Origin of the sequence: Pseudomonas sp. LjRoot277 (assembly GCF_964253845.1) — a bacterium.
Classification (GTDB): domain Bacteria; phylum Pseudomonadota; class Gammaproteobacteria; order Pseudomonadales; family Pseudomonadaceae; genus Aquipseudomonas.
Window position 1 is genome coordinate 3814659 of sequence record NZ_CAXURI020000001.1, and the last position, 25387, is coordinate 3840045.

Annotated in this window: 22 protein-coding genes; 6 read left to right on the forward strand and 16 right to left on the reverse strand. The window is 59.3% G+C overall.

Features of this window, described 5'->3' with window-relative positions:
- Positions 1-55: 55 nt before the first annotated feature.
- From ACSQ87_RS17910 to ACSQ87_RS17945, 8 genes are all read right to left on the reverse strand, one after another.
- Positions 56-2440 carry an efflux RND transporter permease subunit gene (locus ACSQ87_RS17910; RefSeq protein ID WP_046049562.1) on the reverse strand — a complete coding sequence of 795 codons (2385 nt, stop codon included), beginning with the start codon at positions 2438-2440 and terminating at the stop codon, positions 56-58.
- Positions 2441-2468: 28 nt separating this feature from the next.
- The gene (locus ACSQ87_RS17915; protein WP_223433561.1) at positions 2469-3542 is read right to left on the reverse strand and encodes a WD40/YVTN/BNR-like repeat-containing protein; all 1074 of its coding nucleotides are present in this window, start codon (positions 3540-3542) and stop codon (positions 2469-2471) included.
- A gap of 987 nt (positions 3543-4529) precedes the next feature.
- Positions 4530-7187, reverse strand: a complete 2658-nt coding sequence (gene pepN / locus ACSQ87_RS17920; protein WP_436273972.1) for an aminopeptidase N — start codon at positions 7185-7187, stop codon at positions 4530-4532.
- 10 nt (positions 7188-7197) lie between these two features.
- Positions 7198-8028 carry a DUF2797 domain-containing protein gene (locus ACSQ87_RS17925; protein WP_436273973.1) on the reverse strand — a complete coding sequence of 277 codons (831 nt, stop codon included), beginning with the start codon at positions 8026-8028 and terminating at the stop codon, positions 7198-7200.
- Complete coding sequence (locus ACSQ87_RS17930) at positions 8025-8285, reverse strand: YeaC family protein (RefSeq protein ID WP_008152127.1); 261 nt, start codon at positions 8283-8285, stop codon at positions 8025-8027. The genes ACSQ87_RS17925 and ACSQ87_RS17930 overlap by 4 nt, the downstream gene beginning before the upstream one ends.
- Before the next feature lie 33 nt (positions 8286-8318).
- Positions 8319-9188: a rhomboid family intramembrane serine protease gene (locus tag ACSQ87_RS17935; protein WP_223430813.1), complete on the reverse strand. Its 870-nt coding sequence runs from the start codon at positions 9186-9188 to the stop codon at positions 8319-8321.
- Positions 9185-10159: a metallophosphoesterase gene (locus tag ACSQ87_RS17940; RefSeq protein WP_411741492.1), complete on the reverse strand. Its 975-nt coding sequence runs from the start codon at positions 10157-10159 to the stop codon at positions 9185-9187. The genes ACSQ87_RS17935 and ACSQ87_RS17940 overlap by 4 nt, the downstream gene beginning before the upstream one ends.
- Entirely contained in the window at positions 10156-11046 is an 891-nt protein-coding gene (locus ACSQ87_RS17945; protein ID WP_007906781.1) for an NAD(+) kinase, read from the reverse strand. Before ACSQ87_RS17945 ends, ACSQ87_RS17940 begins: the two co-directional genes overlap by 4 nt.
- 107 nt (positions 11047-11153) lie before the next feature.
- Between ACSQ87_RS17945 and ACSQ87_RS17950 the strand changes: the two genes are divergently transcribed.
- Positions 11154-12104: a DUF1853 family protein gene (locus ACSQ87_RS17950; RefSeq protein WP_436273974.1), complete on the forward strand. Its 951-nt coding sequence runs from the start codon at positions 11154-11156 to the stop codon at positions 12102-12104.
- A 114-nt stretch (positions 12105-12218) separates the two neighbouring features.
- On the opposite strand, the gene ACSQ87_RS17955 is transcribed toward ACSQ87_RS17950, so the two are convergent.
- Together ACSQ87_RS17955 and ACSQ87_RS17960 are read right to left on the reverse strand one after the other, a co-directional pair.
- Positions 12219-13502 (reverse strand): arsenic transporter, encoded by a 1284-nt coding sequence (locus ACSQ87_RS17955; RefSeq protein WP_436273975.1) that lies wholly within the window; start codon positions 13500-13502, stop codon positions 12219-12221.
- A 260-nt stretch (positions 13503-13762) separates the two neighbouring features.
- Entirely contained in the window at positions 13763-14866 is a 1104-nt protein-coding gene (locus ACSQ87_RS17960) for a DUF2855 family protein (protein WP_436273976.1), read from the reverse strand.
- A 55-nt stretch (positions 14867-14921) separates the two neighbouring features.
- Here ACSQ87_RS17960 and ACSQ87_RS17965 point away from each other — a divergent pair, with 55 nt between their 5' ends.
- Positions 14922-15581 carry a TetR/AcrR family transcriptional regulator gene (locus ACSQ87_RS17965; protein ID WP_223430818.1) on the forward strand — a complete coding sequence of 220 codons (660 nt, stop codon included), beginning with the start codon at positions 14922-14924 and terminating at the stop codon, positions 15579-15581.
- Positions 15582-15594: 13 nt separating this feature from the next.
- Here the strand turns inward: ACSQ87_RS17965 and ACSQ87_RS17970 are convergent, their stop codons facing one another.
- Positions 15595-16155: an NADPH-dependent FMN reductase gene (locus tag ACSQ87_RS17970; protein WP_223430819.1), complete on the reverse strand. Its 561-nt coding sequence runs from the start codon at positions 16153-16155 to the stop codon at positions 15595-15597.
- 176 nt (positions 16156-16331) lie between these two features.
- On the opposite strand from ACSQ87_RS17970, the gene ACSQ87_RS17975 reads away from it, so the two are divergent.
- Both ACSQ87_RS17975 and ACSQ87_RS17980 read left to right on the forward strand, forming a co-directional pair.
- Positions 16332-16592: a hypothetical protein gene (locus ACSQ87_RS17975; protein WP_223430821.1), complete on the forward strand. Its 261-nt coding sequence runs from the start codon at positions 16332-16334 to the stop codon at positions 16590-16592.
- 88 nt (positions 16593-16680) lie between these two features.
- Entirely contained in the window at positions 16681-17574 is an 894-nt protein-coding gene (locus ACSQ87_RS17980; protein WP_436273977.1) for a LysR family transcriptional regulator, read from the forward strand.
- Here the strand turns inward: ACSQ87_RS17980 and ACSQ87_RS17985 are convergent.
- The 5 genes from ACSQ87_RS17985 to ACSQ87_RS18005 all read right to left on the reverse strand — a co-directional run bounded on the left by ACSQ87_RS17985 (position 17540) and on the right by ACSQ87_RS18005 (position 22855).
- Positions 17540-18154 carry a GNAT family N-acetyltransferase gene (locus tag ACSQ87_RS17985; protein WP_223430823.1) on the reverse strand — a complete coding sequence of 205 codons (615 nt, stop codon included), beginning with the start codon at positions 18152-18154 and terminating at the stop codon, positions 17540-17542. The two genes, ACSQ87_RS17980 and ACSQ87_RS17985, sit on opposite strands and share 35 nt — an antisense overlap.
- Positions 18155-18168: 14 nt before the next feature.
- Positions 18169-20424 carry an Orn/Lys/Arg decarboxylase N-terminal domain-containing protein gene (locus ACSQ87_RS17990; protein WP_436273978.1) on the reverse strand — a complete coding sequence of 752 codons (2256 nt, stop codon included), beginning with the start codon at positions 20422-20424 and terminating at the stop codon, positions 18169-18171.
- Between the two features lie 227 nt (positions 20425-20651).
- Positions 20652-21410 (reverse strand): DNA polymerase III subunit epsilon, encoded by a 759-nt coding sequence (gene dnaQ / locus ACSQ87_RS17995; RefSeq protein ID WP_008152101.1) that lies wholly within the window; start codon positions 21408-21410, stop codon positions 20652-20654.
- A 141-nt stretch (positions 21411-21551) separates the two neighbouring features.
- Positions 21552-22004 carry a ribonuclease HI gene (gene rnhA, locus ACSQ87_RS18000; RefSeq protein WP_008152099.1) on the reverse strand — a complete coding sequence of 151 codons (453 nt, stop codon included), beginning with the start codon at positions 22002-22004 and terminating at the stop codon, positions 21552-21554.
- Between the two features lie 92 nt (positions 22005-22096).
- A complete protein-coding gene (locus tag ACSQ87_RS18005; RefSeq protein ID WP_436273979.1) occupies positions 22097-22855 on the reverse strand; it encodes a methyltransferase domain-containing protein in 759 nt (252 codons plus the stop codon).
- A gap of 65 nt (positions 22856-22920) precedes the next feature.
- Between ACSQ87_RS18005 and gloB the strand changes: the two genes are divergently transcribed.
- Together gloB and ACSQ87_RS18015 are read left to right on the forward strand one after the other, a co-directional pair.
- Positions 22921-23688 (forward strand): hydroxyacylglutathione hydrolase, encoded by a 768-nt coding sequence (gene gloB / locus ACSQ87_RS18010; RefSeq protein WP_436273980.1) that lies wholly within the window; start codon positions 22921-22923, stop codon positions 23686-23688.
- A 99-nt stretch (positions 23689-23787) separates the two neighbouring features.
- Positions 23788-25242, forward strand: coding sequence for a transglycosylase SLT domain-containing protein (locus tag ACSQ87_RS18015; RefSeq protein ID WP_436273981.1), 1455 nt, complete (start codon positions 23788-23790; stop codon positions 25240-25242).
- The last annotated feature ends 145 nt before the right edge of the window (positions 25243-25387 follow it).

Genomic DNA, 25387 nt, shown 5'->3' on the forward strand with positions numbered 1-25387 from the left:
TTGAGATGTAAAAAAGCCGCAACCATGGTTGCGGCTTTTCTATTTCAGCCTGGGATCAGTGAGCGAACAACGAGTTGCCCTTCTGCCCCGCCAGTTTCTCCGGCTTGATCAAGAACCGCGCCAGTGCTGGCAATAGCCACAGTGCGCCGAACATGTTCCAGAGCAGCATGAAGGTCAGCATCAGGCCCATGTCGGCCTGGAACTTGATGGCTGAGAAGATCCAGGTGCACACGCCAATCGCTAGGCACAGTCCGGTGAACAACACAGCTTTACCGGTGGATTTCAGCGTCTGGTAATAGGCTTCCTGCAACGGAAGACCGGCACGCAGAAAGCTTTCCAGACGGCTGTAGATGTAGATCCCGTAGTCCACGCCAATCCCCACCCCGAGCGCCACGACCGGCAGGGTCGCGACTTTCACGCCGATGCCCATGAAGGCCATCAGGGCGTTGCCGAGTACCGAAGTCAGGACCAGCGGCAGCACGATGCACAACGTCGCTGCCCAGGAACGGAAGGTGATCATGCACATGGTCGCGACGCAGATGTACACCAGGATCAGGATGGTCAGCTCGGATTCCTTGATCACCTCGTTGGTGGCGGCCTCGATCCCGGCGTTACCGGCGGCGAGGATGAATTCCAGGCCTTCCTTGTTGTTCTCCTTGGCGAAGTCCTGCACCGCGTGCACGGCGCGATCCAGCGTGGCGGCCTTGTGGTCGTTGAGGAACACCAGCACCGGCGCCAGGGAGCAACTGTTGTTGTACAGGCCATCAGCCCGAGCGATCGAGTTGTTCAGCACGTCCGGGTTACGCGACAGGGTTTCCCATTTCAGGTTGCCCTCGTTCATGCCCTTGATCATCTGCTTGGACACGGTCACCAGGGAGATCGCCGACTGCACGCCTTCGGTGTTCTGCATCTTCCACATCAGCTCGTCGATCGGCGCCATGGCTTCGTAGCGCGAGCAGCCTTCGGACTTGGTCTTGACCATCACCACCAACACGTCGGAACTGGTGGAGTAATTGCTGATGATGAAGTTGTTGTCCTTGTTGTAGCGCGAGTCCGGACGCAGTTCCGGAGCGCCCTGATCCAGGTCACCGATTTTCAGGTTCTGGCTATACCAGAGGCCGCCGCTGAAGGCCAACAAGGCCAAAACAATCGACACCGGCGCCACTTTCGGGCTGGCAAAATTCGACAGCAGACGCCAGAACGGGTGTTCGCGGTGCGCGTCTTTCTTGCTGCGTTCGACGGCGCGTTTGCTGATGCCGACGTAGGAAATCGCCACCGGCAGCAGGATCAGGTTGGTGAACACGATCACCGCCACGCCGATGGACGCGCCGATGGCCAGTTCACGAATCACGCCGATATCAATGATCAGCAGCGTAATGAAACCCACCGCATCCGCGAGGATCGCAATCATCCCCGGCAGGAACAGCTGACGGAACGTGCGTCGCGCTGCAGTCAGTGCGTTGTCCGCCTCGCTGGACTGCAAGGCAATCCCGTTGATCTTCTGCACACCGTGGGAAATACCAATGGCGAAGATCAGGAACGGCACCAGCATCGAGTAGGGATCGAGCCCGAAACCAAAGAAGTGCATCAAACCGAGCTGCCAGACCACCGCCACCAGCGTCGTACTCAACACCGCCACGGTGCTGCGCATGCAGTTGGTGAACCAGTAGAGCAGGATCAACGTGATGATGAAGGCGACACCGAAGAACATCACCACCATGACCAGGCCATCGATCAGGTCGCCGACTTTCTTGGCGAAACCGACGATGTGGATCTGCACGTTGGGGTTCTGGGCTTCGAACTTGTTGCGAATCTTGTCTTCGAGTTCGTGAGAGAACTTGCGATAGTCCAGCGCCAGCAACTTGCCCTGGTCCTGCGGGTCCGGGTAGGACTCCAGCAGCGGGATATCAACAATGCTCGACTTGAAATCGTTGGCCACCAGACGCCCGACTTGACCGGACTTGAGCACGTTGTTGCGCAACAGGTCGAGGCTTTGCTGGGAGCCGTTGTAGCTCTGGGGAATCACTTCACCACCGGCAAAGCCCTCCTCTGTCACTTCGGTCCAGCGCACGCTCGGGCTCCACAGCGACTTGAGGCCGGAACGGTCGACGCCGGAGATGTAGAACACCTCGTCGTTGATCTGACGCAGCGTCTCCATGTACTCCTTGGAGAAGATGTCGCCATCAGTGGCTTCCACCGAGATGCGCACCGTGTTGCCCAGGTTCGCCAGATCGTTGCGATGCTCCATCATCTTTTGAATGAACGGATGCTCGAGCGGGATCATTTTTTCGAAGCTGGTGGACGGCCGGATCAGCGTCGCCTGCCAGAACAGGAAAATACTGACCAGCAGACAGATGACGATCACTGCCGGGCGGTTGTTGAAAATCAGGCGTTCGAGAAACGTCGCCTTGTCATGATGATGAGTGCTCAAGGATGTCATAGACCCGCCTTCTTATTATTTGCCCGGCTCATTTGGACGACCCGTTTTTTCCATTTTCTGCACCGGCGCCGGTTGGCGAGGTGACGCGAACGCCGCCCTGTCCTGCCAGAATCAGATTGCCGTTGCCCGCTGCGGTGACTGCCGAAACGGAAATGCGATCCGGACGGTTGAACACGCTGAAGGTTTCGCCGTTGTCGTCGCTGCGGATCACCGAGCCACCGTTGCCGACGATCACGATGGAACCGTCGTCGAGCAGCGTCGCGCCGGACAGACCGAACTCCAGCGCACCGCGAGCGGCCTTGAGTTCAACCGGCTCCCAGGTCGTGCCGAAATCGGTGGAGCGAAACAGATTGCCCCGCAGCCCGTAGGCCAGCAGCGTGTTGGCCTGAGCGGTGCCGATCACGCCAAACAGTGAGCCTTCGTATGGGCCTTCAAGCTTCTCCCATGTCTGGCCCCAATCGGCGGAGCGGAACATGCTGCCCTGCTCGCCGACGATGAACAGCCCGGAATCCTTCACCGCTGCAATGGCGTTGAGGTGGTACTGGTCTTCGTTGTCGAGGCGATCGCTGACATCTTCCCAGTTCTTGCCACCGTCGGTGGTGGCCATCAACGCGCCGTAAGCACCCACGGCAAAGCCGCTGTTGACGTCCTGGAACCAGACGTCGAGCAGCGGCGATTCGCGTTTCAGATCTTCGAATTGCTTGGTCCAGGTGACGCCGCCGTCCTCGCTTGCAAGGATCTGCGCGTCATGGCCGACGGCCCAACCGTGTTTGTCGTCGACGAAATACACCGACGTCAGCAGTTGCCGCGTCGGCACCTTGGCTTGGGTCCAGGTCGCGCCCTGGTCATCGGAATACAAAATGTGCCCGCGATCCCCGACCGCCACCAGGCGCTTGCCGGCATGCACGACGTCGAGCATCAGGCTCTTGCTGGCTTTGGCAGATTCAACGGAATAGACAATGTCGGATGCTGGCGCAGCAGAGGCCAGCACAGGTGCCGACAGCACGGCACAGCCCAACAGCGAGAGCGCTGTAGCCAGCAACGCGAATTTGCGTAATGCCGGCGGGCGGCAGATACCCACACCCATGACAGGCTCACTCATAGACCTTCCCCCATTATTATTGTTAGGTCATTCAACCTTTCTGGGCGCCATAAGGGTGTTCTTTGCGATTGCCTTTTCTGGAGCATAGTCCTGAAATACGCAATCTAGAGCCCCTTCGGAAGCTGGCTTATCCTATCGGGGTTTGGAAAGGTCTGACAATCGACGCCACGTTATGTTTTGTTAACCTGGGCGGTTTGCGCATTTGCTGAATGATTTGATATCAGGTGGGGTGATTGGGTTTTGTTGGTCGGTGTGTATATCCGTTACTGCGGCTAAGGCTGCTGGCGGTTTCGCTCTTACAGCGACTCACTTTTCCAGACGCCGAAAAGTAAGCAAAAGGCTTCGCCCCGGCGTACGGCGCCTCGCTAAAGCTCCGCGTTCCCTCGCTCCGGTATCCATCAGGGGGCATCGCCTACGGTCTGCTTCGCGACGACCTCCTCTCGATGTGTGCGGCTGCGCCGCACGGCGCTACGCGCCTAACCCCCTGATGAACACCTACGCTCGGCCTGCCGAAGGGGCGAGAGATCAAAAGCAGAATCAAGATCTAAAGCCACAGCCACAGCAAGATCAAAAGATCGCAGCCTCGTTTCACTCGACAGCTCCTACAGGGGATGGGTGTACACCCGCTTCTCACCACTCAACAGGCCGAGCGTTAGCTCGCCTGCAAGCTTTTGATCTTGATCCACCCGCCCCTTCGGGAGGCTGAGTGGAGGTGTTCATCCGGGGAGTGGCGCGTAGCGCCGTTCGACGCAGTCGAACACGCTGCATGTAGGTCGTAGCGAAGCAGACCGGAGGGCAGTGTCCCCGGATGGATACCGGAACGAAGGAACGCCGAGCCTTAGCGAGGGGCCGGACGCTCGGGGCGAGCCTTTTTTTGCTTACTTTTTTGAGGCGTTTGTCAAAAAAGTGAGTCGCCGTAAGGGCGAAACCCTAAGTGGCCGTTACCGCAGGAATGGATATACACCCCCGCGAAAACAAGCCCCCAACTCAGGCCAGGCTTTTGCTGACCACTTCAAACACGTCGCTCGACAACTGACCCGAAGCGCGAATCCGCTCCAGCTCACCTTTCATCAACGCCTGACGCGCATCGTCATACTTGCGCCAGCGAGTCAGCGGCGCCAACTGCCGAGAAGCGATCTGAGGATTAAAACCGTTCAACTCAATCACCAGATCCGCGAGGAACCGATACCCGGACCCGTCAGCCGCATGGAAATTGATCAGGTTCTGCCCGGCAAACGCCCCCACCAGCGCCCGCACCTTGTTCGGGTTCTTGATGTTGAACGCCGGATGCTGCATCAACGCCTTGACCCGCTCCAGCCCACCGGGCAACACACTGCCCGCCTGAACGCTGAACCACTGATCCATAACCAGCGGATTATCCTTGAAGTGTTCGGCGAAGGTCGCCAACGCCGTGGCTTTCTGCTCTTCGAACGACGAATTCACCAGCACCGCCAACGCCGTCAGACGCTCAGTCATGTTGTCGCTGCTCTCGAACTGCTCAAGCGTCGCCGCCACCACTTCCGGTTTACCGATGAGCATCAAGTACGACAGCGCAATGTTCTGCAATGCGCGACGGGCGAAGTGCTCGGCCTCGGCTACATACGGGGTTTTCTTCGACAGATCGCGATTGGCCTGATAACGCAGCCACAACGCTTCGAACAAACCTTCTGCCAATTGTTTACGAGCGAACTCGCGAGCGATGTGAATGGCGTCAACGTCAGCCACTTCGCTGATCTCGGTCAGATACGCCTCGCCCGGCAGCGAAAGCATTTCGGCGACCATCGCCTGATCCAGCGTCTCGTCGGACAACACAGTGCGCAAGGCAGAAATCAGGCGCTGATCCAGCACCAGTTTCTCGCCCTTTTGCTGCTGAGCAATCAACTCTTGCAGCACCTGAACCGACAATTGCTGACCCGCATCCCAGCGGTTGAAGCCGTCGCTGTCGTGCTGCATCAGGAACATCAACTGATCGCGGTTGTACGGGAAGCTCAGTTTCACCGGCGCCGAGAAGCCGCGCAGCAACGAAGGCAATGGCTGTTCCGCGATGTCGATGAAGGTGAATGTCTGCTCGGCGTCTGTCACCGAAATGACCCGTGAGGTGCCCTGAGCGCTGGCTTCACCGGAAAGACGCAACGCAATGGCCGCACCTTTGGCGTCCAGCAGGCCCAACTCGACCGGGATCACGAACGGTAACTTCTCAACCTTGTCCGGGGTTGCCGGGCAGCTTTGACGGAACGTCAGGCTGTAGGTTTTCGCCGCCGAGTCGTAGGACTCGCTGACCGCCAAACGCGGTGTGCCAGCCTGGCTGTACCAGCGTTTGAACTGGGTCAGGTCGACACCGTTGGCGTCTTCCATTGCTTTAATGAAGTCGTCGCAGGTCACGGCCTGGCCGTCATGGCGATCGAAGTACAGGTCGCTGCCTTTGCGGAAGCCTTCGGCGCCGAGCAAGGTGTGGATCATGCCGACCACTTCCGAACCTTTTTCGTACACGGTCAGGGTGTAGAAGTTGGAAATCTCGATGAAGCTGTCCGGGCGCACGGCGTGAGCCATGGGACCAGCATCTTCGGCGAACTGGTGGGTGCGCAGGTACGCCACGTCCTGGATACGCTTGACCGTGGCCGAGTTCATGTCGGCGGAGAAGCCCGAATCGCGGAACACGGTGAAGCCTTCCTTGAGCGACAACTGGAACCAGTCGCGGCAGGTCACGCGGTTGCCCGACCAGTTGTGGAAGTACTCGTGGGCAACGATCGCTTCGACCCGCTGGTGCGCGGCGTCGGTGGCGGTTTCGGCGCGGGCCAGCACGGCGCTGGAGTTGAAGATGTTGAGGCCCTTGTTCTCCATGGCGCCCATGTTGAAGTCGTTGACCGCGACGATCATGAAGATGTCCAGGTCGTACTCGCGACCGTACACCTCTTCGTCCCAGCGCATGGATTTCTTCAGGCTGTTCATGGCGTGCTGGCACTTGTCGATGTTTTCCGGCTCGACATAAATGCGCAGTGCCACGGAGCGATCGGTCATGGTGGTGAAGGTGTCTTCGACGCACCACAAATCACCGGCCACCAGCGCGAACAGGTAGGCCGGTTTCTTGAACGGATCTTCCCAGGTCGCCCAGTGCCGGCCGTCTTCGCCCGGACCACTGGCAATCGGGTTGCCGTTGGACAGCAACACCGGATAGCTGTGCTGTTCAGCGACGACCGTGGTGGTGAACGTGCTCATCACGTCCGGACGGTCGAGGTAATAGGTGATCTTGCGGAAGCCTTCGGCCTCGCACTGGGTGCAGAACATCGTGCCGGATTTGTACAGGCCTTCCAGCGCGGTGTTGGTTTCCGGGTGGATCTTGACGCTGGTGTCGACCGTGAAGGTGGTGCTGGTCGGGTGCAGGGTCAGATGGTTTTCCGTCAACTGATAGTCGGCGGCGGTCAATTCGTTGTCGGCCAAGGTGACCGACAGCAATTCAAGCTGCTGACCATCCAGCACCAGCGGCGGCAAGCCCGGGCCACGCTCAGGATTGCGGCGCATTACCAGTTGCGCATGGACCAGGCTGTGGTCCTCGTACAACTCGAAGGTCAGGTGCGTCTCGTCGATCAGGTACTCGGGCGCCTGATAGTCCTTCAGGTAGATCATCTTCGGTTGTTCGGTGCGCATGCTGGAGTCCTTACTGATGCACGGCGAGCTGGTAGGCCGTGTATTTACGAATATTGATTACACCGGTGTCGAAAATCAGGTACTGGCCCTTGATTCCCAACAGCGTGCCTTCGGCGATCGGATTCTTGTCCAGGTTGAAGCTGACAATTTTGGCCGGGTATTGCTCGACCGGATAGTGGATTTCGAGCGTTTCTACATCGGTAATGGTCTGGATCGCCTGTAGGCCGAATCGTTCCTGCAAACCTTGCAATCCTTCGGCGCAACTGTCGAACAGCTGATCACGAACCTGCGCCAGGTCGACCGACACCGCGTCGCCCTTGAGTAAGGCACGCCAGTTGGTCTTGTCCGCTACCTGACTGCGGAACAGATCTTCGACGAAGCCCGACTGCTGACGGGTCGAAACCCGCATGATCGGCAGCGCCTGACGGGCGCCCTGATCGATCCAACGGGTCGGCAGCTGGGTGGCGCGGGTAATCCCGACCTTCACCCCAGAAGAATTGGACAGATACACAATGTGATCCGTCATGCAGAACTTCTCGCCCCACTCCGGCTCACGGCAGGTGCCAGCGTCGTAGTGGCAACGCTCCGGGCTCATGATGCAGATGTCGCACTGGGCCAGTTTGGTCATGCACGGGTAGCAGTAACCCTGGCTGAAACTGGTTTTGGTCTTGCGTCCACAATGAGTGCAGTGAATCGCTCCCAGGTATTCCAGACGCACCGTGGTCCCGATCAAGGGATTGACCGGCACCTCGACGTCGTCCAGACGAAACGCGTACTGCACGTTCGGCCCGTCAAGGCGCGCCGACATTTTGCTGATTGCACCGCGGCCAATCTCGATCAATGGACGGCATCCGATTTGAACAGGATATTCGGCACTTCGATCGACTTGGAGCCGCACTCCTGCACGCCCATGTAACCGGTGCGCTGGTCTTCGGGCAGGTTCTGGATTTCCCAGGCGATCATCGCTTGCAGCGACAGCTCGCGTTGTTCGGCGGTGAGTTTGCCACCGTCGGACCATTTACCGATTTCCACCGCCAGTTTCAGGCTCTGGTAGATATCGGGGGTGATGTTGTTGATCATTTCGTTAAAAGAGGACATCAAGGGCTCCGCGCTCTTTATTGACATAACTATTTAGGCGGCCAGTTTACGGCGGTTGTACAAACCACCCAACAAGCCGGTCAAGCATCCGACGAGCAACCCGCCGACGTGGGCCGCATTGGCAATTTCACCGAAGCCGATCATCGAGATCAGTCCCGACATACACAGCAGCAGCCACACCAGCATCATCACCAGCACGCCGCGTGGCAGGCGATAAGCCGGGTTTGGCGACAACAACTGAAAGATCCAGCAATGCCCGAGCAGGCCGTACAGCACGCCGGACAAGCCGCCAAACAGCGTCGGACCACTGAAAACAAACTGGGCGTAGTTCGAGACCAGGCCGAACAGCAACGTCAGGCCGATCAGGTTGATGCTGCCCTGGCGCGACTCGATGCGTCGCCCCAGTTCCCAGTACCACATGCCGTTCATGGCCAGGTGCAGGATGCCGAAGTGGATCAGCATCGGTGTCACCAGACGCCACCACTGCCCCGCCGCCAGGCTGTCAGCCAATGGCACGAAGTGGATGTACTCGCCGACAACCCGGAAATCGAGGAAGGTCAGCCAGCGCATCGTGTCGAGGTTTTCGCCCAGCAGCGTCACCGCACCGACAAGCAGGCTCAGCAGCAACACGAACGCCGTCGCCTTGGCGTGGCGCAGTTGCTCGACGAAACTTGGGCGCTGTATGGTTTGCGCCACCGGAATGTCCAGCTGTTGATCGGGATCACCGGCCGGGAAGCGTTCGTACAACGTGCGCACGTCTTCGCTGATGTTGGCCGGCACCCACAGCACCTGCTCACCCGCCTCTTCGCTGACCCGATGCGGCACCTGCATGCGCTGCAACAGTTTGACGAACCCGCTCAAGTCCACCGCCAGCGGCAGCCGTAAAACAGCAACGGCACTCATCGCAGTACCTCCGGGCGCTCGACATCGACCCAGACAAATTTATGCGGGTCGAGGCGGGTTTCCTGGTCCAGACGGTAGGCGACCAGTTTGCCGTAGAGCACGGCGCTGTAATCCAGGCAGGCCAGGTTCGGCCGGATCGGCACCGGTTTGCCGCTGCGCCAGTAATGGCCCACGAACAACAATGGCTCATCGACGCCATAGCGCAGCAAGGTGTTTTTTTCAGTGGACGACAGCGGCGTCCGGGCCACGGGTTCGGGCAAGGCGTCGGGCTGGAACACGATGTCTCCGTAGGTTTGCGGGTCGTCTTCCCAGAATTTGGTGCGGAAGAACGAACGCGTCAGGCCATCGCCGCTGGTCATGGTCAGACCATGAGGCAAGCGCATGTCAGTGCCGCGCAGCAGGCGGTCGAACACGGTGCAGGCGAAACTGCCCGGTACGGCCGAGGCCTGGAGGAAGTGCTCGTCGACACAGCCGTTGGGGAACAGGGCTCGCAGCGGTTCGATCAGGCCCGCGTCCCAGCAGGCATGCACCACCCGGAAACGCCCGGCATCGACGAACAATGGCATCTCATAGAACCATTGCAGGAAGTCATGCCAGTCAGCCGGATGGTCTTCGAATTGAGTCAGGGTTTCGTTCAGCAAACGGGCATGGCGCGGGGTGTGTTCACGCACGAACTGCTTGCCGCTGCCCGGAGGCGCCGGCGTGCTCCAGCCGAGGGCGTTGAATTCATGGTTACCCATGATGCACAGCGCCTGGCCGGCTTCGACCATATCGTGAACGATGTGCAGCGCTTCGCGAATCCGCGGGCCGCGGTCGATGATGTCGCCGACGAACACCGCCATACGCGACGGATGCCGCCAGACACCAGCGTTTTTTTGATAACCGAGCCGGTCGAGCAAGTGCTCAAGGGTCAGAGCGCAACCGTGCACGTCACCGATCAGGTCGTAGCTACGCGCGGGATCGAGCATCAGTCGCCTCCACCACCCAACTTGCTGCCCCAGCCGAGTTTGGTCCGGCAGACTTCATAGTAGTTGTGGTCGAGCGGGTGAATCAGCCGCAGTTTCTGGGCCTTCTTGCTGATCGTGATGGTGTCACCCGGCGCGCAGGTGAAATGATTCTGCCCGTCACAGGAGACTTGCGGGTAAATCTGCATATCTTTGGACACGACGATTTTCAGCTCACTGTTGCCATCGACCACAATCGGCCTGCCCGACAAGGTATGGGGGTACATCGGCACAATCACAATAGCGTCGAGCTTGGGATGCATGATCGGCCCGCCCGCCGACAGCGCGTAGGCAGTCGAACCGGTCGGCGTGGCGACGATCAGGCCATCGGCCTTCTGGCTGCAGACGAACTGGCCGTCGATGTACAACTCGAACTCGATCATCCGCGTCGATTTGCCGGGGTGCAGCACCACGTCGTTCAGCGCGTCGCCCTGACCGATGGCCTCGGCGTGACGACGGACTTCGGCTTGCAGCAGGAAGCGGTTCTCGACCAGATAGTGGCCGTCGAGCACTTCGGCGACTTTGACTTCCAGCTCATCGGGGCGAATATCGGTCAGGAAGCCCAGGCTGCCACGGTTGATGCCGAGCACCGGAATATTGTGTCGGGCCAGTGCGCGGGCGGCGCCGAGCAGGCTGCCGTCACCACCGACCACAATCACCATGTCACATACTTCGCCGAGCATCTTGCGCGACGAGGTTTGCAAGCCATGACCCGGCAAGACTTCGGCGATGGTGTCTTCGAGGATCACGTGCAGGTGACGATCGAGCAGAAACCGTTTCAGTCGGCGGACGGTATCCAGCACCTGAGAACTGCCCAGGCGACCGATGATGCCGATATTACGAAATTGCTCCATGAGGTTCCTGCGCGGCGGCGAAAAACACGATTATGGGCGAAAGCGCGGGATAGACAAAATCCTTTCAGCCACAACGGTGTACTCACGATTGAGGCTATGCTCGCAAGATGATCCTATTTCCCGATTTGCTGCAGTTACCCCACCAGTTGCGCCACCCCGAAGTGCGCGACCTGGCCTGGGTCATCCTCGCGCCGCCGATGCTTGGCGTCACGACGTGGCCGCAGCGTCACCCGCTGACCGGCAGTGACTGGGTACAAGCGCCTGATCAGCTGGAACGGTGGCTGCAGCAACTCGATCACGACAGTTATGACTTGCTGCACTGGCTGGCGCAGGCCCGAACCCGGCGATTGGGCTTGTACTACGAACGCCTCTGGCAATACGCCGTGCGGCACGCGCCGGGCATCGACCTGATTGCCGCCAACATGCCGATCCGCCGTGAAGGCCACACGCTGGGCGAGTTGGACATGCTACTGCGCGATCGTGACGGCGTGCATCATCTGGAACTGGCGATCAAACTTTACCTTGGCCCGCAAAATGGCGACGGACACGACACCGCGCAGTGGCTCGGCCCCGGCTGCCACGATCGGCTGGACCGCAAACTGGCCCATCTGACGCAGCATCAATTGCCGATTTCGGCGCGCCCGGAGAGCCGTGAAGTATTGGCGGCGCTGGATATCCAGCAGTTCAGTGCACATTTGTGGCTGGGCGGCTATCTGCTGTATCCGTGGCCGGGACCGGCCGAGCCACCGAATGGCGCACATCCCCAGCATTTACGCGGTAGCTGGCTGCACCAGAAGGACTGGGCACACTTTGTCGTGCAACGCCCGTTCGGTCGCTGGCAACCCCTGCCCCGCCATGCCTGGCTGGCACCGGCGCACTATCCGGTGGAGCAGACCTGGAGTACTGAACAACTGAATGCCTGGCTCAGCGATCTGGAGCCACTGGCCCCGGCGCAGTTGCTGGTGCGACTCACAGAAAACGCCCAGGGCGATTGGGAAGAAGCCGAGCGGCTGTTTCTGGTGGCGGATCTTTGGCCTAACGTTCCTGGCAGTGGCTGAGTTTTGTAGCGTCTGGATAGGCCTCTTCGCGAGCAAGCCCGCTCCCACACTGGATCTCCTTATGACGAAGATCCAATGTGGGAGCGGGCTTGCTCGCGAATGGGCCAACTCGGTCTAGATGGACAACCGCACAGCCAACGCCGCCAACGTCACCAACAAAACAGGCACCGTCAGCACAATCCCGACCTTGAAGTAATACCCCCAGCCGATCCGAATGCTCTTGCGCTCCAGCACATGCAACCACAGTAACGTCGCCAGGCTACCGATCGGCGTAATCTTCGGCCCCAGATCACTGCCGATGACGTTGGCGTAGATCATCGCCTCCTTCACCACCCCGGTCGCCTGGCTGGCATCGATTGACAGCAAACCGATCAGCACCGTCGGCAGATTGTTCATCATCGAGGACAGCAGCGCCGTCAGCACGCCCGTGCCCATGGCGGCGCCCCACACGCCGTAACCGGCAAAACCATCCAGCCATCCGGCCAGATACCCCGTGAGCCCCGCGTTGCGCAGGCCATACACCACCAGGTACATGCCCAGCGAGAAAATCACGATATGCCACGGTGCTTCCTTGATGACTTTGCGGGTAGAAATCTTGTGACCACGGGCGGCAATGGCCAGCAGCAACGCCGCGCACACCGCAGAAATGGCACTGATCGGAATCCCCAGCGGTTCCAGAGCGAAGCAGCCGAGCAGCAGAATCACCAACACGGCCCAACCGGCATAAAACGTGGCTTGGTCGTGGATCGCTGAAGCCGGATGCGCCAGTTGTTCGGGGTCGTAATCCTTGGGAATGTCACGACGAAAAAACCACATCAGCATCGCCAGGGTCGCCGCGACACTCACCAGGTTGACCGGGATCATCACCGCCGCGTAACGGTTGAAACTGATGTGGAAGAAGTCAGCGGAAACGATGTTCACCAGGTTCGACACAACCAACGGAAGACTCGCCGTGTCAGCGATGAAACCGGCGCCCATGACGAACGCCAGGGTCGCCGCCGGAGAAAAGCGCAACGCCAGCAGCATGGAAATCACGATGGGCGTGAGAATCAGCGCCGCCCCGTCGTTGGCGAACAACGCCGACACCAACGCGCCGAGCAGCACCATATAAGCAAACAGCTTGCGTCCGCTGCCCCGCCCCCAACGGGCGACGTGCAGCGCCGCCCAGGCAAAGAACCCCGCCTCGTCCAACAGCAGACTGATGACAATCAGCGCGACAAAAGTCCCGGTGGCGTTCCAGATAATCTGCCACACCAGCGGGATGTCGCTCAGGTGTACGACCCCGAAAATCAGCGCAAGCACCGCGCCGAATACCGCACTCCAGCCAACACCAAGGCCTTTTGGCTGCCAGATCACCAAAGTGATGGTCAGCAGGAAAATCAACGATGCGGTCAACATGCAGTGCAGCCTTGTCGGAAAAACAAACCGCGATTCAGCCGCAACACACGAGCGGAGTAAAGCCCAAACTTGCTGCCTCCCCCTAAACGCACCGGGGTCGATGTAGCAGCTGCCGAGCCTGCGAGGCTGCGTTCGGCGACGCAGTCGTCGTGAATCAGGCACCGCGGTGTCCCAGGAATACCGCGTTCGCAGGGTTTACGACGACTGCGTCGCCGAACGCAGCCTCGCGGGCTCGGCAGCTGCTACCACAGATCAATGTGCTATAGCCGAATCACATGCCCCTCGATCGGTGCGATCTGGCCGTGGAACAGCCGGGCAATCACGCTCTGCGCGGCTTCATAGCCTTTGTCCTCGACCACTTCCAGCAATGGTTTATCAGCCGCGGTCAACTGCCGGTAGAAACGCTGCAAACCCTCACCAATATGCTGACTGACCCCTTCTGGGCCCCACTCGGTATTGCGCTTGCGGATCTGGATCGGCGCAAAAAAGAACACCGGTTGCGGCCCTTCAATGGCCGTCAATCGAGCCTCATCGGTGCTTTGCGCAGAACCGGCGAAGCAGCTGTAAACCAACTGCCCGGCAAAATGCTGGTGCACCTGATCTCGCAAATCCAGGTCGCCGGAAAAATCCACATACAACGTAGGGCGGTCATTGGCCAGGTTCGCCAGTTCTGCGTAGGCCACCGTTCGCTCGTAACAACCGAGTTTCTCGACAAACGCCTTGTTGCCGGTCGAGGTCAGGGCCACCCGCTCCAGGTCAGGCTGATTTTCCAGGCAGACCGCCGTGCCATAGGCGGTTTTACTCGAAGCGCTGGAGAACACCAGCCGGGTCGCGCCAAAGAACTGCTTGTCCTGAAGGAAATCCGCCAGCATCGACGAGGTCAGGAACAGCGGTTTGAGCAAAATCTGCAGGTTTTCGGTTTCTGGGCTGTAGTACGAATCCCAACTGCAACGGGTGTATTGATTGTAGGCCGACGTCAGTGCCTGCCGATGCTCGGCGGCGTCATAAAAACCACGCTCGGAGACCCGTTCCGGGCGCATCCACAGATGGCTGGCAATTGGAAAGTACCCGTAGAAGCGCTCCCCGACTTTGATACCTGCCACATCAGACGCAATGACATCAGCAAAGCCCCACGCCGGGACGTGTCCCCATTCCGCCAACTCTGTAGGAAAGAACTCCCAGTAGTTCATCGAATTACCATAGGCCGCGTAGGTAATGTTGTTGGTGGTCAACGCGCACCGGTCGATTTTAAAAATCACCTCGCCGGCCGCCGGAATCAGGCTACGTTGCTCCTGCTCGATTCGGCTTTGGTCAAGGGCGTTTTTGCGGGTGATCAGCCGTGTTACCGTGCTCGAACTTTGCATCTTTCAGACTCCTGCTGCGAGTGAATGGCGGGTAGCACCAGAGTAGTGGCAGCCGATGAAGAGCGGGTTCGGAAACAACAAGGGCATCGCGCCCACCCTCAATCCCCGCGCAAAGCCGCTGAAACGGCCGAGCCAGGCCCGGGCGATTTTCACCGTAGAGGCAATTTACGAAGCGTTTGTTCGGATTTGGCAACGCGACGGCTGGTCGGGGTTGACCACGCGCGCGGTGGCCCTGGAAGCAGGCGTTGCCATTGGCACGTTGTACGATTACTTCCCGAGCAAGGAAGCCTTGTTGTCAGGCTACATTCGGCATTGCCTGGACGCCTTGTTACTGCGCCTTGATGAGTACGTCGTGCACGCGAAAGAGCTGAACTGGCCCGTCCGGGTCAAACGCTTGATACGCCTGACCTGCGATCCGAACGATACGTTTCAACCATTGTTCAACGATGATGTGTTGGCGATCGAACACCGGATCGCCGAACCCAAACATCACCGACGGCTATTCCAGGAGTTGTCGCAAAAATGGCGTGAAGCCTTCGTCTCCTGCGAGGACTTGCCCACTCAGCCGCCAGCATCAGCCATTGATGCCTGGGTCATCATGGCCTGGGGTGGCCGTCGTTATTGCATCACTGCACAACCGGCGGCGGAACAAACCGCCGCGTGGCTGTCGGAAATGGAAGCGATGATCTGTAGCCGACTGGCCAGCCCCCTGTAACCCAGGGGATTTGTCACGCTTTCTTATGTTGTTCGACCCAAAGACCATAAGCATTGATGAATTTTTGCAAAAACGGTTTTAGCGACTCGGACAGGTTACCCGCCTCGTCGAACGCTGAACCGGCATGGCTCAAGTAGGCTTCCGGTTGCTGCATGCAAGGCACATCCAGAAACACCATGGACTGGCGCAGGTGGTGGTTGGCGCCAAAACCGCCGATAGCGCCCGGTGAAGCACTGATCACTGCTCCAGGTTTTCCGCTCCAGGCACTCTTGCCATAGGGACGCGAACCCACATCGATCGCGTTCTTCATCGGCGCAGGCACCGAACGGTTGTATTCGGGGGTGACGAACAGCACCGCGTCGGATGAGCTCACTTGTTGCCGGAAAGTGCTGTAGGCTGCCGGCGGTGAAGCACCATCGATGTCCTCGTTGTAGAGCGGCAGATCGCCGATTTCGACGATAACCAGTTTGAGATTGGCAGGCGCCAGGTCGGCCAGGGCCAGCGCCACCTTGCGATTGATCGATTCCTTTCTCAAGCTGCCGACCAGTACAGCGATCGTATAGACGTTGCTCATGGAAGATTCTCGACTGTCCGATGGAAAGAGCTTGTAGTTATAGATGACGATTCAAGCAGTGGGCGACTGAAAAACGCCGCCCCTGACTATTTTTTTCCTGTAGGAAAACTTACCTCGCCCAACCACGGTCTACAGAGCCGCAAATTGAGTGATTTATCCCCAGAGGTTCTAAGCAGATGGCAGCAGTACTCGTCGGTCAGTTCCATGCAAGAGACGCGGAAGGCCGCGTTTATTCCGTGCATGAGTTCCAGGAATCCACCCCGTCGGCAGACGGTCTCACTGGCTCGGTGCCTGTCACCACTTATAAGCTGGCCATTGGCGATCGCGTTAAGAAGCTCGATGACAACCAGTTTGTGCTGGTGCAATCGGACGTCACTATCGTGCGCGAGCCCGACACCTATGTCGGCAGCCGGCCGGAAACCAACGTCGCTTCATAACCCCGTGTTATGAGCAGAAGTCATATGCGCGCACTTGAGTTAGGATTCAGCCACTGACTCCCTCACCTGCTGAACATGGACTTCACGCATGCGTTTACGTCATATCGAAGTGATCCAGGCGCTCCTGCAGACCGGTCACCTGGGCACCGCCGCCGAATGGCTGCAGTTGCCTGTGGCCGAAGTCGAAGGGATTCTGCGCGACGCCGAGGATCAGTTGGGTTTCATGCTGTTTTCCAGCGTGCGTGGACGCTTGCAGGCCACGCGCGAGGCGCGGGAGTTGCAGGTCCAGATCGCCCACGTCTATGAAGCGCTCGAGCCGGTCCAGCGGCTGGCCAACAGCCTCAAGCAATATCAGGCTCCGCCCTTGCGGATCGTCTGCACGCCGCCCCTGTCACAGCAGCTATTGCCACAGAGCATTGCCGCCCTGCGCCGACGCCTCCCTGACGCGCCTTGCACCCTTCTGAGCCAACCGACCCGCGAGATCGTCAGAAACCTGCTGCTGCGCGAAAGCGATCTGGGCCTGAGCCTGCATGACCCCGATCACGCCGACATTCATTGCCAGGTGATCGCCCAAGGCAAACTTCAGCTGCTGGCACCCCACGGCTGGTTGCAACCCAAACAAAAGTACATCTCGCTGCAGGACCTGGCCGGCCAATCGATGGTGGGCCTGGAAGGTCATGATCCGCTGAGCCCGGCGCTGGAAAACAAACTGCATGCCCTGCGCCCTGCCCCGGTCATTCAAACCCGGGTACAGACTCACCAGATGATGCGCAGCATGGTCGAGGCCGGTGAAGGTCTGGCCATCGTCGACCCTTTCACCGCCCTCGGGGCTAAATCGGCCGGGCTGGATGCCTGCCCGCTGGCGCCTGCCGTGCCGATCAGCCTTTATGCCTTGACCCTCAAGAACGGCGAGCCATCGCCAGCGGTTCAGGCATTGCTGAGCATCATCACGGAACAAGCCGTGGCGATGTTGGCGAACTAACCGGGGTTTCCAGCGGATTATCGAACAATCGATACCAGAACAGCGCCACTTCGGCGGTGTTCGGATCGATCCCGCGATAACGCAGATGATCGATCCCGCCCAAGACGTAACCGCGGCGCTCATAGAGCCGGCAGGCCCCCAGGTTGTTGTTCTGGGTTTCAAGCATGATGCCCGGCAGTTTCTTTTTGCGGCTCCAGAACTGCGCCACATCCAGCAGGGCCTTGGCCACGCCATGACGGCGCGCCGGCGCATGCACCGCCAACTCGTCGATATGGGCAAAGCCGTTCCAGTTGGTGCTGACCACCAGGTGACCCACGGGCTCATCATCGAGATAAGCCATGAAAATCGCGCTGTCAGCGGCATCGCGGAAACTGCTGAACTCTTCGGGATCGATGCCGTAGCACTTTCGATAAGGCGTGATCGGCGTTACCGGCCACTGCTCCACCGGTTTACCGATTTCGGCGGCGCCGTAGACCGCGACTTCAAAACTGAAATCGCTGCCCCAGATATAGGCGGCAAAACCTTCGTCGGCAACGCGCACCGACAGCCCTGGGTATTTCGGATTCATGATCGGTTGCATACTGGGAAAGGTCCTCATTCCTTGATGCAATCAACGGTGTAATGCCGTCCATTGCCCTCGTCTTCGTGTTGCAATCCGTGCACATCAGCGACAAACCCCGGGAAGCTGCTATCGAACGTGCGCGCAAATGCCAGGTAATCGATGATCGAGCGCGTCGACTCGGTAAAGCGCTCGCCGGGCATGATCAACGGAATCCCCGGCGGGTACGGCACCAGCATGACAGCGGCGATCCGCCCATTCAGAGCATCGATCGACACCGCTTCAACTTCGCCACGCACCAATTGATCATAGGCGTCAGAAGGCTTCATGGCGATTTCCGGCAGCACGGTGTACATGCGCTTGAGGTGTTTGGCCGTGGCATTGCTGCGGTAGCAGGCGTGCAATTGATCGCACAGATCGCGCAAACCCATACCCTGATAGCGAGCGACATTCTCTTGCGCCACGCACGGCAGGCAAGTCGCGAGGCTGACATTGGCATCGTAGCTGCGCTTGAACTCCAGCAACTCGGTCAGCAGTGTGCTCCATTTACCCTTGGTGATGCCCATGGAGAACAGCACGAGGAACGAATACAGCCCGGTCTTTTCAACGACCAGCCCACGCTCCCAAAGGAATTTGCTGACCACCGCCGCCGGAATCCCGCGCGGGCTAAGGGCGCCGCCAGCCGTCAGGCCCGGCATCACCAACGTGACCTTGATTGGATCAAGCAGCACGTAGTCGTCGGTCACGTCGCCAAAGCCGTGCCAGTCGGCGTCGGGTTCCAGCAGCCAGTCATCGGTGACCACACGATTGATGCCTTCCACCGACGGTGGCTGCCAGATGGAAAACCACCAATCGTCAGCGGCGATGTGCTGGCGCAAATTGGCCAGCGCCCGGCGAAAACTCAGCGCTTCGTCGAACATTTCCTGCAACAGCGAACGCCCGGCGGGGCCTTCCATCATGGCCGACGCCACATCCAGCGAAGCGATGATGCTGTACTGCGGTGAGGTGGAGATGTGCATCATGAACGCTTCATTGAAGCGATCCCGATCCAGCTGCCGCGCGCCGCCGTCCTGGACGTGAATCATCGACGCCTGGCTGAACGCCGCCAGCAGTTTGTGGGTGGAATGGGTGGTAAACACCAGCGGGCCGTCGTCACTGCGGGACGTGCCCATGCCGTAACGTCCGGCGAAGAACTCGTGAAACGCCGCGTAGGCGTACCAGGCCTCATCGAAGTGCAAGACCTCGACGCTGTTGCCTAACTGCTGTTTGATCAGCTCAGCGTTGTAGCAGAGGCCGTCGTACGTCGAATTGGTCACCACCGCCAACTTGACCTTGGGCGCCCGGCCCTTGGTCAGCGGGCTGGCGTCGATCTTGGCCTGAATCGATTCGCGGCTGAATTCGCTCAACGGAATCGGACCGATGATCCCCAGCTCATTGCGCTCCGGGCACAGGTACAGCGGGATGGCGCCAGTCATGATGATCGAGTGCAATATCGACTTGTGGCAGTTGCGATCCACCAACACCAAGTCATCGCGAGCAACCATTGAATGCCAGACGATTTTGTTGGCGGTCGATGTGCCATTGATCACGAAGAAAGTGTGATCGGCGCCGAAATTGCGGGCAGCACGGGCCTCCGCTTCTGCCAGCGGACCAGTGTGATCGAGCAAAGAGCCGAGTTCCGGCACCGACACCGACAAATCGGATCGCAGGGTATTTTCCCCGAAGAACTGGTGAAACGCCTGACCTACCGGGCTCTTGTGGTACGCCACACCGCCGCCATGGCCGGGCGTGTGCCAGGAATAATTCGAGTCAGCCGTGTGCTGCACCAGCGCTTTGAAAAACGGCGGCAGTAGACCATCCAGATATTTGCGTGCCGCTCGAGCGACCTGTCTGGCCAGAAAAGGCACGGTGTCTTCGAACAGATAAAGAATCCCGCGCAGCTGATTGAGTTCGGCCATGGCGTCGGCCGGAGCGTTCTCCAGGGTCACCTGCTCACCCAGTGCGAAGATTGGCAAGTCGGGCGCGCGCACCCGCGCCAGGCCAATCAGCTCGGCCATGTTGTGCAATAGATGAGAGTGAGTGCTTGCGTCTTCGGCCGCAATCAACATGCAGGAAAGACCGTGATGGGTCGAGGCGACCAGACGCCCTTCGGTGTAATCCACCGCCGAGACAATGCTGAAGCCTTCCTGCTCCAGCTCCCGGGCGATGCCACGCACGCGATCACCGGCGACGGTGTCGGCCTTGATGTCGCGATGGACGATCAGGACCGGGAATTTCAAATCTTTATACATGGGGCTCAGTGTCCTGAGGCGGCAGACCGTGGTCCGCCAATCACCTCAGGGTAGAGGGTTCGAGCGCATGTGGCGAGCGTGATGCCCTAAAATGGGTCATCGGGCGCGGTACGCCTTATCAAGATCAAAAGATCGCAGCCTCGTTTCACTCGACAGCTCCTACAACGGAATGCGTAACCCGTAGGAGCTGTCGAGTGAAACGAGGCTGCGATCTTTTTCCGAAGCGCCTACGCCTGAGCCTTGGCCTCGGCCAGTTGCTGCCAGAGCGATGGGGCGCCGGCGGATTTGGCGATGGTTTCCAGGCGTGCCACGTGTTGGGCCAGGTCATCTTCGCTGGCACGAATGATACGTGTCGGTTGACGATCGACCGGCAGACGGCGGATCTCGGTGGCGGAATTGTCCGCACCTTCCCCGGAACCATTGCCGTCGGAAGCATTACCGGCCAGGGACAGGCTGGTCTGGCCGCCCGTCATGGTCAGGTAAACGTCGGCGAGGATCTCGGAGTCGAGCAAGGCGCCGTGCAGTTCACGACCGGAGTTGTCGACGCCATAGCGCTTGCACAAGGCGTCGAGACTGTTGCGCTGCCCCGGGTGACGTTCCCGGGCCATCATCAGGGTGTCGAGGATCGAGCAGTGCTGCGTGATGTCCGCACGATCATGCTGGCCCATCAGGGCGAATTCGTTGTTGATGAAGCCAACGTCGAACGCCGCGTTATGGATGATCAGCTGCGCACCCTTGATGAATTCAAAGAACTCATCGGCCACTTCAGTGAAGCGCGGCTTGCCGACCAAAAATTCGTTGGTGATGCCGTGGACGCCAATGGCGCCTTCATCACTCTCGCGGTCCGGTTGCAGGTAAACGTGGAAATGCCGGCCCGTCAGGCGCCGACCGATCAACTCGACACAACCGATTTCGATAATCCGGTGGCCGTCGGTCACCGGCATGCCGGTGGTTTCGGTATCGAGTACAACGGATCTGGTGGCCATCAGTGCTCAGCTCTCAACGGGTCATTCGTGCAAAAGCGGCGATGTTAACACGCCCGCCGGGGTCTTTCAGATACACCATGTTGTACCCATTCGCGAGCCTGCTCGCGAATGGCGCGACGCGGTGCATCGGTAGTTCCGGTATCAAGCCTGTTTATAACCGCGCACTTCATCCACGCCACGGTTGGCCAATTGGTCAGCCCGTTCGTTGCCGTGGTGACCGATGTGGCCACGCACCCATTTCCAGGTAACGTTGTGGCGATTGACCTGCTCATCCAGAAGCTTCCACAGATCAGCGTTTTTCACCGGTTCTTTCGCGGCGGTTTTCCAGCCGCGCTTCTTCCAGTTGTCCATCCACTCGTTGATGCCTTTCATCACATACTGCGAGTCGGTGACCAGCAGCACGTCGCAGGAACGCTTGAGTTCTTCCAGGCCGCGGATCGCGCCCATCAGCTCCATGCGGTTGTTGGTGGTGTTGGCTTCGCCGCCCCACAGTTCTTTTTCAATGCCCTTGCACACCAGCAAAGCGCCCCAGCCGCCAGGACCAGGATTGCCTTTGCAGGCGCCGTCGGTGAAGAGTTCTACGCTATCGCTCATGCCAATCTATCCAGAAAATGCGGTGGCTCGATGATCGGTGATCGACGATGCCCGAGGCCAGGGCAAGCCCGGCCGGGAAAATAAAAAGTGTATTACGGATCGATGCGGCGACGATTGACCTTGGCCATCGGCAATGGAATCAGCTTGCCCATCGGTTCGCGCCGCTCCTGACGGACGGGCCGCAGGCCCACCACGATCTTGCGCGCCACCAATAAATAGAAGCCGCCACCCGACAGTTGCCAGTCACCGGCCATGCGCTCCCAACCGGCCAGACGAGCCTGCCAGGCGGGTGACGCAAGCGGCGGACGATAGCACCCGAAGCGGCGTTTCTCCAGCGCGAAACCCAGCAGGTTCAGCCAGTCACCGACCCGCGACGGGGAGATGCAGCGAGCCTTGCGCAAGGCGTCGTGAGCAAAAACGTGACGCAAGCCCCAGGTACTCCAGGGGTTGATCCCGACGATCAGCAGATGCCCGCCGGGCCGCACGCTGCTCGCCGCTTCGCGCAGCAGACCGTGGGGCGACAGGCAGAAATCCAGCCCATGCTGCAACACCACCACATCGGCGGCATGCTCGCTCAAAGGCCACGCCTGCTCTTCGCAGACGATCTCGACACCCGGCAACGGCGCACCGAGCCGCACATTGCGCTGGACTTGCGGCGCCGACGGCGGCGTCTGGGCCGACGGGCCGTAATGCACCAGGTAGCCACCGAAGAACCGTCCCAACTCGTCTTCGAGCATGCGACGTTCTTCGTCCAGCAGAAATTGCCCGATGGGGCCAGACAGCCATTCACGGGCCGCGCTGATCAATGTCAGCCATTCAGGATCAGCCTGAGCGAACGCTTTATCGGTCATTGCATTCTCCAACGCGCCAGGAAGTTCTAAGATGCGCCATTGTTTTCTGCTTGGCGAATCCGACGATGATACAGATCAGTGCCCTGCCCGCCTTCACCGACAACTACATCTGGTTATTACAAGACCACCGCACCCAGCGCTGCGCCGTGGTCGATCCGGGCGATGCCGCGCCAGTGCAGGCCTGGCTCGCAGCGCATCCGGGTTGGGTGTTGAGTGATATTTTGATCACTCACCATCATCATGACCACGTCGGCGGCGTCGAGCAGCTGAAAAAAGCGACAGACGCGACTGTCTACGGTCCGGCCAGCGAAACCATCCCGCTGCGGGACGTGGCGCTCAAGGACAACGACCGCGTCAGCGTGCTGGGCTGTGACTTCGATGTCTTTGCCGTCCCCGGCCACACCCTGGGGCATATCGCCTATTACCATCACGGTTTGCTGTTCTGCGGTGACACCCTGTTCGCTGCCGGTTGCGGACGCTTGTTCGAAGGCACGCCGGAGCAAATGCATACCTCACTGACCCGCCTCGCCGCGCTGCCTGAAGATACGCTGATCTACTGCACTCACGAGTACACCCTGAGCAACCTGAAGTTTGCCGCAGCGGTCGAACCAGGCAATCCGGACACCGCCGCACGTCTGGAAAAAGTCACCGTACAACGTGAAGCAGGGATCATGACGCTGCCCTCTACTCTGGCGCTTGAAAAGCTTACCAACCCGTTTTTGCGTGTCGACGAAACATCCGTTAAAGAAAAAATGGACGAACGGAATGGAACCCAAAACCGGGCTCCGAGTGCGGTTTTTGCTGCCCTACGTGCCTGGAAAGATAAGTTCTAAGTGGCCATCACGCTGGTACAAAAATTCTGAATGGTTGACCGCAGGGGGTACGCTTTCTAGAATCGCCCGACATTTTTGCCCGGAACTTACTTCCAGCCAATGTCGTCATCTATTCGTAAAGCCATCAATTCAGACGCATTGACCCGCTTGGCTCAAGCCATTGCGGTGGCTGTGTCCGCCACTCTGGCGGGCTGTTCCAGCCATGTGCCGCAGACCGACGCGGCACACACTCCGAACATCGCCGCCCGGGCCAAGCAGAAACCTATCTGGCTCAGCGAAAAACCGACGCCGCAAATTCCACAAGATGTCTGGGAGCGCATGCGCCAGGGCTTCCAGTTGCAGGACAACGTGGGCGTCAACCCGCGCATCGAGCAACAGCGCCTGTGGTTCGCCAGCAACCCGTCCTTCCTCGAAAACGCCGGCGAACGCGGCAGCCTCTACATTCACTACATCGTCGAACGCCTTGAAGAACGCAACATGCCGCTGGAACTGGCGTTGCTGCCAGTGATTGAAAGCGCCTACAACCCGATGGCCTATTCCCGGGCCGACGCGGTTGGCTTGTGGCAATTCATCCCTTCCACCGGGCGTTACTTCAACCTGCGTCAAACCCGTTTCTATGATGGCCGTCGCGATATCACCGCCTCGACCACCGCGGCCATGGATTACCTGACCCGCCTGCACGACATGTTCAACGGCGACTGGCTGCTGGCCCTGGCGGCCTACAACGCCGGCGAAGGCACTGTAAGCCGGGCCATCGAGCGTAACGAAAAGCTCGGCTTGCCGACCGATTACTGGAACCTGCCGCTACCGGCCGAAACCCAGGCCTACGTGCCGAAGCTGCTGGCCTTGTCGCAAGTGGTGCTGGCACCTGAAGCCTACGGCGTGAACCTGAACCCGATCGCTAACGAACCGTACTTCCAGGTCGTCGAAATCAACCAGCGCATGGACCTGTCCAAGGTCGCCGCGGTGGCTAACATCGACGAAGACGAACTGTTCCAGCTCAACCCGGCCTTCAAGCAGCGCACCACCATCGACGGTCCACAGCATTTGCTGGTGCCAACGTCCAAGGCGCAGCTGCTGACTGCCAGTCTGTCGACCATGCGCCCTGAAGAGTTGATCAGCAAGAAGCCGCTCAAGCCGGTATTCGAAGGCTCGGACGACTCCGAAATTGCCAGTCTCAAACGCGCTTATCGCGTTAAACGCGGCGACAACCTCGGCACCATTGCCAAGGCCAACAAAGTCGACATCAAGGACCTGCAGCGCTGGAACAAGCTGACCGGCAAGAACCTCAAGGTCGGCCAGACACTGGTCATGCAGGACACGGCCAAGCGCTCTTCCGGACGCGTCAACACTGTCGTAGCCGCGAACAGCAAAGCAAACAGCAACGCTGACAAACAGAAGCCGCAGACCCAATACAAGGTCCAGCAAGGCGACTCGCTGTACATGGTTGCCAAGCGTTTCAACGTTGAAATGCAACACCTCAAGCGCTGGAACCCGCGTGTCGGCCAGGCGCTGAAGCCTGGTCAGATGCTGACGGTGGCTTCCCCACGCTAAAATGAGCCCCCGATTTCAGGGGCTTTTTTTTTGAGATGTAATGACGAACGCTTTTGTGGCGAGGGAGCTTGCTCCCGCTCGGTTGCGCAGCAACCGCTGAATCTGCAACACGCTGTGTCATCAATCACCGCATACCCGTTTTGGG